Annotated in this window: 14 protein-coding genes; 8 read left to right on the top strand and 6 right to left on the bottom strand. The window is 65.9% G+C overall.

Translation table 11 applies throughout. From position 1 onward, the window contains the following. Positions 1-1263, bottom strand: coding sequence for a multidrug effflux MFS transporter (locus IQ35_RS09815; protein WP_031291361.1), 1263 nt, complete (start codon positions 1261-1263; stop codon positions 1-3). Positions 1264-1469: 206 nt separating this feature from the next. Between IQ35_RS09815 and IQ35_RS09820 the strand changes: the two genes are divergently transcribed. Next, entirely contained in the window at positions 1470-1766 is a 297-nt protein-coding gene (locus tag IQ35_RS09820; RefSeq protein ID WP_021245389.1) for a hypothetical protein, read from the top strand. Between the two features lie 54 nt (positions 1767-1820). Here the strand turns inward: IQ35_RS09820 and IQ35_RS09825 are convergent, their stop codons facing one another. After that, positions 1821-3113, bottom strand: a complete 1293-nt coding sequence (locus IQ35_RS09825) for an MFS transporter (RefSeq protein WP_145073251.1) — start codon at positions 3111-3113, stop codon at positions 1821-1823. Between the two features lie 78 nt (positions 3114-3191). Between IQ35_RS09825 and IQ35_RS09830 the strand changes: the two genes are divergently transcribed. The 3 genes from IQ35_RS09830 to egtB all read left to right on the top strand — a co-directional run bounded on the left by IQ35_RS09830 (position 3192) and on the right by egtB (position 6037). Beyond that, a complete protein-coding gene (locus tag IQ35_RS09830) occupies positions 3192-3809 on the top strand; it encodes a flavodoxin family protein (RefSeq protein WP_145073015.1) in 618 nt (205 codons plus the stop codon). Positions 3810-3890: 81 nt separating this feature from the next. Then, positions 3891-4844, top strand: coding sequence for an L-histidine N(alpha)-methyltransferase (egtD, locus tag IQ35_RS09835; protein ID WP_145073018.1), 954 nt, complete (start codon positions 3891-3893; stop codon positions 4842-4844). After that, positions 4841-6037 carry an ergothioneine biosynthesis protein EgtB gene (gene egtB, locus IQ35_RS09840; protein WP_145073021.1) on the top strand — a complete coding sequence of 399 codons (1197 nt, stop codon included), beginning with the start codon at positions 4841-4843 and terminating at the stop codon, positions 6035-6037. Before egtD ends, egtB begins: the two co-directional genes overlap by 4 nt. A 60-nt stretch (positions 6038-6097) precedes the next feature. Here the strand turns inward: egtB and fghA are convergent, their stop codons facing one another. The 3 genes from fghA to IQ35_RS09855 all read right to left on the bottom strand — a co-directional run bounded on the left by fghA (position 6098) and on the right by IQ35_RS09855 (position 8444). Further along, a complete protein-coding gene (gene fghA / locus IQ35_RS09845) occupies positions 6098-6931 on the bottom strand; it encodes an S-formylglutathione hydrolase (RefSeq protein ID WP_031291366.1) in 834 nt (277 codons plus the stop codon). 5 nt (positions 6932-6936) lie between these two features. Continuing rightward, positions 6937-7314, bottom strand: a complete 378-nt coding sequence (locus IQ35_RS09850; protein ID WP_021245395.1) for a VOC family protein — start codon at positions 7312-7314, stop codon at positions 6937-6939. Between the two features lie 149 nt (positions 7315-7463). After that, the gene (locus IQ35_RS09855) at positions 7464-8444 is read right to left on the bottom strand and encodes a LysR family transcriptional regulator (protein ID WP_158636636.1); all 981 of its coding nucleotides are present in this window, start codon (positions 8442-8444) and stop codon (positions 7464-7466) included. 82 nt (positions 8445-8526) lie between these two features. Between IQ35_RS09855 and IQ35_RS09860 the strand changes: the two genes are divergently transcribed. From IQ35_RS09860 to IQ35_RS09875, 4 genes are read left to right on the top strand one after another with little or no spacing between them, the layout of a single operon-like run. Next, positions 8527-9696: an NADH:flavin oxidoreductase gene (locus IQ35_RS09860; protein ID WP_145073027.1), complete on the top strand. Its 1170-nt coding sequence runs from the start codon at positions 8527-8529 to the stop codon at positions 9694-9696. Further along, positions 9693-10835: an oxidoreductase gene (locus IQ35_RS09865; RefSeq protein WP_021245398.1), complete on the top strand. Its 1143-nt coding sequence runs from the start codon at positions 9693-9695 to the stop codon at positions 10833-10835. Before IQ35_RS09860 ends, IQ35_RS09865 begins: the two co-directional genes overlap by 4 nt. Next, positions 10832-11617 carry an SDR family NAD(P)-dependent oxidoreductase gene (locus IQ35_RS09870; RefSeq protein ID WP_145073030.1) on the top strand — a complete coding sequence of 262 codons (786 nt, stop codon included), beginning with the start codon at positions 10832-10834 and terminating at the stop codon, positions 11615-11617. Before IQ35_RS09865 ends, IQ35_RS09870 begins: the two co-directional genes overlap by 4 nt. Positions 11618-11636: 19 nt before the next feature. Then, positions 11637-12140, top strand: a complete 504-nt coding sequence (locus IQ35_RS09875) for a nuclear transport factor 2 family protein (protein ID WP_021245400.1) — start codon at positions 11637-11639, stop codon at positions 12138-12140. A 24-nt stretch (positions 12141-12164) separates the two neighbouring features. Here the strand turns inward: IQ35_RS09875 and IQ35_RS09880 are convergent, their stop codons facing one another. Beyond that, positions 12165-12668 carry a nuclear transport factor 2 family protein gene (locus tag IQ35_RS09880; protein WP_021245401.1) on the bottom strand — a complete coding sequence of 168 codons (504 nt, stop codon included), beginning with the start codon at positions 12666-12668 and terminating at the stop codon, positions 12165-12167. Positions 12669-12816: the final 148 nt, after the last annotated feature.

The following is a 12816-nucleotide window of genomic DNA, read 5'->3' on the forward strand; positions in this document are numbered from 1 at the left end:
TCAAAATTCCACGTCGCGCAGCGCGTCGTGGCCGGGACGGGTGAACAGCCGGCCACGCTCCGCCCAGGCGATGATCGCCAGCGCCACGCAGCCAAAGCAAACCATGCCCAGCGCCAGCGGCAGGACCGTGCCGTCGAAGGCGCGCCCGACCAGACTGCCCAGCGTGGCCGACACCGCCGTCGTCAGAAAAGCCTGGAAGGAAGACGCGATGCCCGCCCCCTTCGAAAAAGGCTCCATGGAAATCGCGCTGAAATTGGAGGCGGTGAAGGCGATGGCCAGCATCGCCAGCGATTGCAGCACCATGAACGCGGCCAGGCTTTCCCAGCCCGCCTCGATGAAGCCGACATGCACCGTGCAAACGAGGATAGAGGCGATCAACGCGCCCTGGCTGAGCCGCCGCGCGCCGAAGCGCGACACCAGGCGGCTGTTGATAAGGCTCCCGACGCCCATGCTGCCTGCTATGACGGCAAAGGCGAGGGGAAAGATCGCGCGGGCGTCGAACGTATCGAACAGGATCTGCTGGACCGACAGGATGAAACTCAGGAGGCCGCCCATCGCCACGCCGCTCGCCAGCATATAGCCGATGGAGCTGCGGTGCGTGATGACCCCGCCTACGCCGCGCAGCACGGTGCGGGCGCTGATCGCGATCCGGTTTTCGGGCTTCAGCGTTTCGGGCAGCCGCAGCATCATCCACGGCAGGATCATCGCCGCCAGCAACGCCAGCGCCCAGAATATCCAGCGCCATGGCGCGATCCACAGGATCGCCTGCCCCATGCTGGGGGCCATGACGGGGATCAGGATGAACACCGCGAAGATCAGCGACATGACCTGCGCCATGGCGTCGCCGCGAAAGCGATCGCGGATGATGCCGACGGTAATGACCCGGCTCGCCCCCGCGAAGAAGCCCGCGCACATCCGCCCGATCAGCATCATGGCAAAACTGTGCGCCCCCGCGCAGGCGACGGTAGCCAGGATGAACAGCGCCATGGCGCTGCCCAGCACGCGCTTGCGCCCAAAGCGGTCGGACAGGATGCCGAACAGCAGCGACCCGATACCCAGCCCCAGGAAATACATGCTGATGATAAGCTGCCGGTCATTGGGATGCGGAATGTTCAGGTCGCGCCCGATGTCCGGCAGAGCAGGCAGCATCGGGTCGATCGACAGCGCGTTCATCGCCATCAGGCAGGCGCACAACAGCACGAATTCGCGGAATTTTATGTCTTTTTCGGCAGGGGGTGTCGACGATGACGGGGATGGAGTCATGGAAAGCCTATGGGGACAATATCCGCCTTGCGCCACCCCTTATCTTCGGCCGTGGGCGGCCTCGTTAACCCTGCCGGCCGCCGGGAAAGCGGGCAGCGGGCTTTCCGGCCTCTTTTGCGCGTTAACCATTTTTTATCGCTTCCCGGTCCAATCTGCTCCGCGTTGAAAACCATCAGGTCGAAATCCTTTGAGGGGAAGGTTCGGTTATGGCGAATGGAAGCAAGAGCGCGCGGTTCCTCATGGAAAGCCGCTTGCCGGATGCGGCGCGGCGTTCCGCTGAAGACTGTTTCGAACTGGGCGTGGCCTATAGCTGCGGCACCGGAGGCATGGGCATCGACCTGGTCGAGGCGCATAAATGGTTCAATCTCGCCGCGCTCAAGGGCAGCGGGGAAGGACAGACGATGCGCGCCGAAATCGCCGAGGAAATGACCGCGCGCGAAATTGCCGAGGCCCAGCGCCAGGCGCGCGCCTGCATCGCCGCGACGCAGTTCGGCGCCGCCTGAACCGCACGGAAGTCCGGATCGGACGGGAGCCTGCGTTGCAGGAACTGATCCGCCTTAAGCCCGATTGACGCGGGCAAGCCGCCGAGGCGCTGTTTCCGGCATCGTCAGGACGATGGGCAGCACGGCGCAGGCAACGATCGCGATCATCGCTCCGGGCACGGACGCCCAGCCAGTCCGCTCCAGCAGCAACTGGGCGACATAAGGCGCCAGGCCGCCGAAAATGGCCGTCGCGGAGGTAACGCCGAAGGCCAGGCCGCTAAGGCGTCCTTCGCCGGGGAACTGCTCGGCCGTTGCCGCCGCGGCGACGGCGCTCACGCCACCGGCAACCAAGGCGAGAACAACCGCGCCCGGCATTCCGTAGGCATGGGCCGAAGTCCCCATCAACCCGAACATCGCGATCGGCAATGCGGCGCTCAGGATGGCAAGTCCGGCGAGCACCGGCTTGCGCCCCCAGCGGTCGGACAAGGCGCCGACGAACGGGGTGACGGCGATCACGGCAACCGCCGCGATCGTGGCCAGCCACAGCGCGCCGGTTTCGTCGATCGCCCTCGTCGACGTCAGGAATACCGGCACATAGGTGATCCCGACATAGTAGGTGATCGAGCCGAGCGCCGAAATCGCGAATCCGCGAACGATGCCGGCGCGATGATGGGCGAGGCTGTGGCGCAGCGGATTGCGGGGAATCGTGCCGCGCACCCGTTGCCGCTCGAACTCGGGCGACTCCCGCATGGTTGCGCGGGCCAGCAGAATGGCGGCCGCAAGCCCCGCGCCGACGAGGAAGGGTATGCGCCAGCCCCATGAGACGAGCGCCTCTTCAGACATGGCGCTGACGGTGAGGGCAGCAACCGCGGCGGCCAGAAGCGCTCCCGCCTCGCTCGCTGCGGCGGCGAGCGAGGCGATGAGGCCGCGCCGGTCCTCCGGCGCGCCTTCCAGCAGATAGGCGACGACGCCCGTATATTCGCCGCCCACCGAGAACCCCATGATGCAACGGATGGCGAGCAGCAGTGCGCCGGCGGCTGGCCCGATCCGGGCGTGGGTCGGCAGCAGCGCCGTCGCCAGCATGGCGAACGTCATGAGCGTCATCGACGCGAGCATGGTCTGCCGCCGTCCATAGCGATCGCCGATGTGGCCGAACACCATCGCGCCGACGGGACGCATCAGATAGGCGACGGCGAAGCCGCCGAGGGTGACGAGGATCGAATCGCCGGCTGTGAAGAACACCCGCGAGAGCACGGTGGCGAGATAGAGATAGAGCGTGAAATCATACCATTCGACGATCGTGGAGAAAGCCGCGATCGCGAGTGAGGCGCGCGGCAGACGGGGGGAAGCGCCGTGCGGTTCGTCCATGCGCGTGCGGCCCGGCTGGGAACTAACGTCGGCGATCGCCGGTTCATGCGTCATCCTCTCGTGCAAAGGAACGACAGCATGGCGCTGAAGGCGATCGGCCTCAACTGCAGCCTGAAAGGTTCAGGCAAGGAGCCCTCTTCCACCGACAAGATGATCGCGCTGATCGCCTCGGAACTGGCCGGGAGGGGGGTCGAATGCACCGGAACGGTCAGGGTCACCGATCTGAATGTCAAGCCCGGCGTCACGTCGGACGAGGGCGAGGGCGACGACTGGCCCGATCTGCGGCGCCGAATCCTCGCGCATGATATCCTCATCTTCGGCACGCCCGTCTGGCTCGGACAGATGTCCAGTCTCGCCAAACGCGTGCTGGAGCGAATGGACGCATTCCTGAGCGAGACGGACGAGCGGGGGCGGATGCCGAGCTATTCGAAAGTCGCGGTTCTGGCTGTCGTCGGCAACGAGGACGGGGCGCACGGGATCAGCGCGCATGTCTATCAGGGGTTGAACGACACCGGTTGGACGATCCCGGCGGGCGCGGTATCCTATTGGGTAGGCGAAGCCATGGGTAAGACGGATTTCCAGGATTTGCCGCAGGTGCCGGAGAAGGTGTCGCAAGCGGCGGCCATGGCGGCTTCGAACGCCGCGCACCTCGCGCGGCTGCTGAAGGATGAGGCATATCCGGGCGTCAGCAACTGAGACGCCGCACCGGCCCGCAGGGCGTCAGGCAAAAGGCGAAGGGCGCCCGCTGGTGAAAACTCCATCGTGAAAGGCACAGGCATGACTGAACTTATGGCCGACGTCGCGAGCGATTTTGGCGAAGCGGTCATCAGCGGCCTGTCCCAGCCGCGCAGGATCATTCCGGCTCGCTACCTCTACGACGTTCGCGGCTCCGAACTGTTCGAACAGATCACGCGGCTTCCGGAATATTATCCCACTCGAACCGAGACGCTGCTCCTGAAGCGGCATGCCGCGGATCTGGGAAGGCTGTCCGGGCGAGGGCGCCCGGTGGTCGAATTCGGGGCCGGTTCGGCAGCCAAGACGCCGCTGCTGCTGGATGCGACCGGCGCTACGACCTACGTGCCGATCGACATCTCGAAAGAGTTCCTTGAAGGAGCGATGGCCCGGCTCGCGGTGGCCCGCCCGGCATTGCGGATAGTGCCGATCGCCGGGGATTTCACCCATCCCCTGAAGCTGCCGCCCCTTGCGGGGCCGTTGACCGGCTTTTTTCCCGGATCGACCATCGGTAATTTCGATCACCGTTCCGCCGTGAACCTGCTGCGCTCGCTTCGCCAGACGCTCGGTCCCGCCGCCAGCCTCGTAATCGGCATCGACAGCCGCAAGAACTCCCGCCTGCTGGAGGCGGCCTATGATGACGCGGCGGGGATCACGGCCGCGTTCAACCTCAATCTCCTGCACCGCATCAACCGGGAACTGGACGGCACGATCCCGATCGACGCCTTCGAGCATAGAGCGGTGTGGCATGACGGCCTTGGCCGGGTCGAGATGCACCTCGTCGCGAACCGCGATGTCGCGTTCGCCGCCGCGGGACGGCGCTTCTCGATGGGCGCGGGGGAAACGATCCACACCGAAAACAGCTACAAATACACGCTGGAGGAAGCCCGGCTTCTCGCGCGCGCCTCGGGCTGGGAACCGCTCGCCTTCTGGACCGATCCTGACGGGCTGTTCGGATTGCACGTGTGGACCGCAGCCTCCGACGAGCTTCAGCCATGAGTTCGCGGCTCCAGCGGTGCGAAGGTCCCGACCTCTTGCCCGAGCGGCAATATCGGGCGGTGCGCGCGGCGACGGAGGCTTTAGCCGCACCCCTTTCGTCCGAGGACTGCCAGGTGCAGTCGATGCCCGACGCGAGCCCGGTCAAATGGCATCTGGCCCATACGAGCTGGTTCTTCGAGACGTTTCTGCTTACGCCGCTGCTGCGCGGCTACCGGCCAGTCGATCCGGCCTATTCCGTCCTGTTCAATTCCTATTATGTCGGGGTGGGCGAACGCCATCCGCGCGGGCGGCGGGGGCTATTGACCAGGCCGTCGCTCGAAGACGTCTACGCCTACCGCCGGCATGTCGATGCGGCCATGGCTGAAATGATGGCGTGCGTTCCGGCGGCCTCGTGGCGAAACCGCGTCGAGCTTGGCCTGCATCATGAGCAGCAGCATCAGGAACTGATCCTGATGGACATACAACACGCGCTGTCGTGCAACCCGCTTCAGCCGGCCTATCGCGCAGGAGAGGCGGCGCACGGGGATGGTGCGCCGACGCAATGGGTCGGAGTGCCGGGCGGACTCTATGAGATAGGGCATGACGGGAACGGCTTCGCCTTCGACAACGAGGCGCCGCGCCACCGGGTCTGGCTTGAGCGGTTCGAGATCGCCGACCGGCTCGTCACGGCCGGCGACTATCTCCGCTTCATCGAGGCAGGCGGCTACCGCTCTCCCCAACTGTGGCTCTCGGACGGCTGGGCCGCGGTCGAAGCCGACGGCTGGGCGGCGCCGCTCTACTGGCGCGAGGGCGGGGACGGGTGGACCTGTTTTTCACTCGAAGGGCGCAAGCCCGTCGACCCTTCCGTCCCGCTGCTCCACGTCAGCTATTACGAAGCCGATGCGTTCGCCCGCTGGGCGGGTTGCCGGCTTCCGACCGAAGCGGAATGGGAAGTCGCGGCCGGTCAATCCCGGCTCCGCCAGTGCGATGACCGCGCGTGGCAATGGACCGCCTCGCCCTATGTCGCCTATCCCGGCTACGTCCCCGCCACGGGCGCCATCGGGGAATATAACGGCAAGTTCATGGTCAACCAGTTCGTGCTTCGCGGCGGCTCGCCGGCGACGCCGCCGGGGCACTCGCGGCCAAGCTATCGCAACTTCTACCCGCCCTCGGCCCGGTGGGCATTCAGCGGGATCAGACTCGCTCGCGGCTAAGGGGCCGACGCGGAACCGGCATACGCCGCGCCTTGGGGATCGACCGCTTCGTCCGCCGCATCATCCTTTCAACCTCCCGGCGTGCCAGGCGACATGCTCCGCCATGAAAGTGGAGATGAAATAATAGGAATGATCATAGCCCGCCTGCATGCGGATCGTCGCGGGAATGCCCGCGCGAGCCGCCGCCTCTTGCAGCAGGTGAGGCTTGAGCTGTTCGTCGAGGAAGGCGTCCGCCGTGCCCTGATCGACCAGCAGATCGGGCAGGCGCGCGCCGTCATCGATCAGCGCGCAGGCATCATAGTCCCGCCACGCGGCCCGGTCGGGGCCAAGATAGCCGGCCAGCGCCTTCTCGCCCCACGGACAGTTGAGCGGGCTGGCGATCGGGGCGAATGCGCTCACCGAACGAAAACGCCCCGGATTGCGCAGGGCGATGGTCAGCGCGCCATGCCCGCCCATCGAATGACCGGTGATGCCCTGCCGCGCCATGTCGACCGGAAAATGCGCCGCGGCCAGCGCGGGCAGTTCCTGCTCGATATAGCGGCGCATATGGAAATGCCCTGCCCAGGGCTCCCGCACCGCATCGACATAGAAGCCGGCGCCCTTGCCGAAATCATAGGCCGCGTCGTCGGGCACGTCTTCGCCGCGCGGAGACGTGTCCGGCGCAATGAAGACGATCCCCTGTTCGGCACAGGCCGCGCGGTATTCGCCCTTTTCGGTCACATTGGCATGGGTGCAGGTCAGGCCGGAAAGATACCACAGCACGGGCAGCTTCGTGCCCGGCGGATGATCGGGCACGAAGGCTGAAAAGGTCATCGGGGTGCCGGTGGCGGCCGAAGCGTGGCTGTACACGCCCTGGACGCCGCCATGCGCCTTGTTGATGGAAACGGTTTCCACCGGCGTCACATCCGGTGGAGGCCGCACAGCTTGTTGCCGTCCGGGTCGCGCAGATAGGCAAGGTAAAGCTGCCCCCCGCCTGCCTCACGCACGCCCGGCGGGTCTTCCACCGACTTGCCGCCATTGGCGACGCCGGCCTCATGCCAGGCATCGACCCGTTCCGCGCCGTCCAGGGCGAAGCCGATCGTGCCGCCATTGGCGTGGCAGGCGGGTTCCCCGTCGATCGGGTTGCCGACCAGGAACATGGCGCCTTTGTGCAGATAGATCAGCCGCCCCTTGGGATCGGTGATCGCGGGCTTGCCGCCCATCGCGGCGAACAGGGCGTCGTAGAATTTCTTCGACCGTTCGGTATCGTTCGAACCGATCATCACATGGCTGAACATTCGTCATCCTCTCTTGCTTGAACCTTTTGCCACAAGTCCGCGAGCGGCCCGGCAGGCTCCGGGCGGGTCGCGGCCCGCATTTCTATTGCATATGCCGCATCCTTTCCCACCCTTTCAGCATATGCCAGCCAGCCATTCAACCGGGCCATTCAACCAGAATCGCCTACCGCCTTTTCCACAAGACCGCGCAGCCATCTAAGCCCCTCGTCCCGGTCCCGCCTGACGCTCCACATCAGCCGCATCGGCGTGGAACTCGTGCGGTAGGGCGGCGCGAGCAGGCGTATGGCGGGGCCTCCATGCGTTTCGGCGACACGGCGGGGGCATAGCGCGATCATGTCCGTGGCCTTGACGACTTCAAGGGCGGACAGCGTGTCCGGCACGATGATGCCGATGCGGGGCGTCAAGCCATGTTCGGCCAGGGAGCGCGCTATTTCCGCATGTTCCATCGTTTCCTTGACGGGCCGGTCGCGGGCGGTGGCGCGGTAGAAGTCGGTCGCGCGGATGTCGACATGCCGCCAGTGCGCCAGTTCCGCGATCGTGAGCGGGCCGGACCCGCGCGGGTGATCCGCGCGCACCGCGAACACGACGTCTTCGTGCCGCAGCAGCGTGCTGCTGAGACCCGGCAATGGCCGGTCGACGGTGGCGATGGCGAGGTCGGCCCGTTCCGATTCGAGGTCGGCCTCGAAGCTGTCGTCAATCTGCCTGAGGTCGAAGCTGATCGCCGATCCCGCGTCCTCGACGGCGGCCGCCAGCATCGGAGCCAGCTCCATGCGGAGCGACAGGAGGCAGCTGATCCGAAAGCGCCGGTCGCTGTCGCCGGGATCGAAACGGCGCACGCTCAGCGCATGGTCGAGGATACCGAGCGCCTCGCGGATCTGGGGGATCAGGTCATCCACCCGCTCGGTAGGCTCCATCCCGTGCGGCCCGCGCCGGAACAACTCGTCGCCGAGCGTGGCGCGCAACTTCCGCAGATTGTGGCTGACGGCCGAAGGCGTGATAAAAAGACGGCGCGCCGCGGCCGTTACGCTCCGCTCCTGATACAGAGCATCGAGCGTGCGCAACTGATGCAGTTGCAGCCCGCCGGCTGCACCGGGCGATGAGGAGGAAGCGGGAGTGAGCGCCGTGAACATCGTTCCCGTCAATGTGAGTAATATTCAATCGACATGCAACCGGGATGATCGCTATTCAGTCACGGGAAATGCCGGAGGGTGAATGTTGACACAGATTCGCGAAGCGTCCGTCGATCCCGTGGCCGCACCCTTTTTCCTGCCGCTCCAGTTGCGCGGCCTGACGATCCGCAACCGCATCGCAATGGCGCCGATGACGCGGGAATTTTCACCAGGCGGCATTCCGGGGCCGGACGTGGCGGACTATTATCAAAAGCGCGCGGCCGGCGGCGTCGGCCTGATCGTCACGGAAGGCACGGGCATCGACCATCCCGTTTCCGTCGACGGCACGAGCATCCCGCAACTCCATGGCGAGGCGGCGCTCGCGGGGTGGAAAGCCGTGATCGACGCGGTCCATGCCCAAGGCGCGGCGATCGTGCCGCAATTGTGGCATCAGGGATGCCTGCGCGATCCGCTTCGTTCCGCCTATCCCGAGCAGGCCGGCCACCGGCCGTCCGGCTTGTGGGGCACGCCGGGCCTGGTATCCTACGAACCGGACTATATCGCGCGGGTGAGCGGTCCCACCGAACCGATGACCGACGAGGAGATCGCCGACGTCATCGCCGCCTTTGCCCGCTCGGCGCGCAACGCCGCCGCGATCGGCTTCGACGGCATCGCGATCCATGGAGCGCACGGCTATCTGATCGACACCTTCTTCTGGCGCGACACCAATCGCCGGACCGACCGCTGGGGCGGCGATGCACGGGCGCGGGCCGCATTCGGCGTCGAGGTGGTGCGCGCGATCCGGCGGGAGATCGGCGAGGCGATGCCGATCATCTTCCGCTTCTCCCAGCACAAGCAGCAGGACTATAAGGCGCGCTTCGCCGACACGCCCGAGGAGCTGGGTATTATCCTGGGCGCGTTGTCCGATGCGGGCGTCGACCTGTTCGACGCCAGCAGCCGCCGCTTCGACATGGCGGTGTTCGAGGGTTCCGACCTGACCCTGAGCGGATGGGCGCGCAAGCTGACCGGGAAACCCAGCATGGCGGTGGGCGGCATCGGCCTCAACAACTGGCTTCAGGACACGTTCAAGGGCCGGGGCGAGACGATCGCCGTCAACAATCTCGATGAAGTACGCCGCCTTTACGACCGCGGCATGTTCGATATGATCGCCGTTGGACGCGCGCTCATCAGCGATCCTCAATGGGTCATGAAAATGCGCAGCGGCGAAGCCTTCGTTCCTTATGATGTAACCAGCCTTGGACGCCTGACATGACAGCAATACTGACTTCCACGCTTTTCAAGCCGCTCACCGCACGCGGCGTGACCATCCCCAACCGCACCGTCATGGCGCCGATGGGCCGGATGTTCGCGCAGAACCATGTGCCGCATCCCGATGCGCCGGCCTATTACCGCCGCCGGATCGAAGGAGGGATCGGCCTTGTCATCACCGAGGCGACCGGCGTCGACCACCCGCTGGCGGCCGATCATGGCGGCACGCCCCATATGCATGGCGAGGCGGCGCTGGCCGGCTGGAAGAAGGTCGTGGACGAGGTGCATGGCGTGGGGGGCCTCATCTTCCCGCAGCTCTTCCACCAGGGGATGCTGCATGGCGGCGGCAATCCCGACGTGCCGGTGAACAGCTTGCGCCCGTCCGGGACGATCGGCACCCCCGGCCCGACCAGTTTCGCACCGCAGTTCATCGAACGCGCGCTGGCGCCTACCCGGCCGATGAGCGAGGAGGAGATCGCGGACGCCATCGCCGCCTATGCCCGGTCGGTGAAAAATGCCGTCGCGGTCGGCTTCGACGGGATCGCGCTGCACGGCGCGCACGGTTACCTGATCGACAGCTTCCTGTGGGGCGAGAGCAACCGGCGCACGGACCGCTGGGGCGGCGATCACAAGCAGCGCACGGCTTTTGCGGTGGAGGTCATCAAGGCCGCCCGCGCGGAAATGCCCGACGACATGCCGCTCGTTTTCCGCTTTTCCCAGCACAAGTCGAGCAATTATGACGCGCGCAATACCGAAACGCCGCAGGAGCTGGAGGCGATGCTCGGCCCTATCGTCGATGCGGGCGTGGACATACTCGACGCGAGCATCCGCCGCTTCTGGCAGCCCGCCTATGAAGGTTCGCCGCTCAACCTGGCCGGCTGGGCCAAGAAGCTGGTCGGCAAGCCGGTGATCGCGGTGGGCAGCGTGGGCCTGGGCTTTACCGCGTCCGAAACGTTCATGAAGACCGGCACCGAGCAGGCGGACGATAATATCGCCCTCCTCATGGAGCGGTTCAACGAGGGCGAGTTCGACATGATCGCCATCGGCCGCTCGCTGATCAGCGATCCCGACTATGTGAACAAGCTGCGGCGCGGCGAGGAACCTGTGCGCTTCTCACGCAAGGCGCTGGAAACCCTGGCATGACGCAGCGCCTCCCCCTTGCCGGCAAGGTCGCTCTCATCACCGGCGGCGGACGCGGGCTCGGGCGGGCAATCGCGCTGCGGCTGGCGGGCGACGGCGCGGCCGTGGCGGTGGTCTCCCGTACCGCCGCGCAGGTCGAACAGGCGGCGGCGGACATCCGGGCGGACGGAGGACAGGCGCTGGGCTTTGCCTGCGACATGACCGCTCCCGGCGCGACCGCGGCCGCGGTTGCGCGGGTCGCCGCCGAACTGGGGCCGGTCGATATCCTGATCAACAACGCGGCCGACACCAGCGTCGAGGGTATGACGGGTTCGGTCGAAACGGTCGGCATCGCACAGATCGAGAACCAGATGCGCACCAGCCCCTTCCTGGCGCTGGAGGCGATGCAGGCATGTCTCCCGCATATGCGGGAGTCGGGCGGGCGCATCATCAACATGGGGTCCGCCGTGGGGACGCGCGGCATGGAGGGGTTCCTGCCCTATGCCATGGCGAAGGAGGCGGTGCGGGCGCTGACCCGCGTCGCGGCGCGCGAATGGGGCCGTTACGGCATCACCGTCAACGCCATATGCCCCGCCGCCGATACCGAGGCGGCGCGTGACACCGTCACCAGCGGCGTGCTGGACAAGGTCCGCAGCAGCGGCCCGCGCAGCCCCATCAACCGGCTGGGATCGCCCGAGGATGATGTCGCGCCGCTGGTCGCCTTCCTGGCGGGACCGGGCGCCGCCTATCTGACGGGCTACACCTATATGGTGGACGGCGGCGGAAGCATCGACGCGGCGCGGTGAAGAAAGGTTTGGAGGAATTGTGACCGATCTCGAAAAGCTGCTCGCCATCGAGGCGATCAAGGACATTTTCGCCAAGAAGCTGCGCTATATGGATCTCAAGCAATGGGACGATTACGCTTCGCTGCACGCGGAAGATGCCTATTCCGAAACCTGGAAGCACAGCCTGCCCACGGACGAACAGCCCATGACCGCGGATGGCCAGCGCGGGCGCGTCGTCGGGCCGGAGGCGATCGCCGGGCAGCTCGCCCGGGTCTTTACCCACCCGACGCCGATCACCTCGGTGCATCATTGCCACGGGGCGGAAATCGAATTCCTGTCCGATACCGAAGCCAGGGGTATATGGGCGATGGAAGATTCGCTCTGGTGGCGGAATGGCGATGTCGAGGAACATCTCCACGGCTATGGCCACTATCATGAGACGTTCCGCAAGACCGGCGGCCGCTGGCTGTTCACATCCCGTCAGCTCATCCGTATCCGGGTCGACATGACTCCCGATTTCTGGTCGCGGCTCACAATGGCCTGACCGGCATCAGGGACCCGACCGGCATCAGGGCACCATCTCGTCAATGTGCCGCAACATTGCAAGGGCATCGGGATCGCCGGTCATCAGCCGATTGGTCCGCCGCCTGATCATCCATCGCGCCTTCCGCCGCACCAGATCCCACCGGTTGGCGGATATGCGCCAGGGGAAGAAACGATCCTCGCCCTCATGCTGGAAGACGCAGCTGTAGTTGAGTGCAACCGCCTCGTCTCCCGCGACGGTCACATAGGGCAGGCCCATGACATGGCAGATTCCTTCGGGCACCTGACTGAAATGCCGCGTTTCAAAGGCGCCGGCGATCGCCTCGCGCCCTTCATAGGCGCCCAGGCCGCCGATGTCGTAAACGCCGTCCTCGGTCCACAGCTCCGCCAGATTGCGCGCGCGTTCGAGCCGGTCGGACGTATCGACCAGCGGGCCGTAGCTGGCGATGAGCTGGCGGATTTCGATGTGATCGCGCTGGAGCCGCACCTCCTGCTCCAGAGCCGCCAGCCTTTCCTCGATCGATGTCATATTCCTCTCCTCCACGGCCCGCCCGGGCGATTCCCGTTCGCAACGGCGCCGACAGCGCCATGCCCTTCTGCCCCAGCACCGCATCGTCCCGCACAGCTTTACCCGATCGCCCCTATCCATCAGATAGATGATCACCCGATACGCCGGC

It is taken from the genome of Sphingobium wenxiniae, assembly GCF_007830065.1.
In the GTDB taxonomy this organism is placed as follows: Bacteria; Pseudomonadota; Alphaproteobacteria; order Sphingomonadales; family Sphingomonadaceae; genus Sphingobium; species Sphingobium wenxiniae.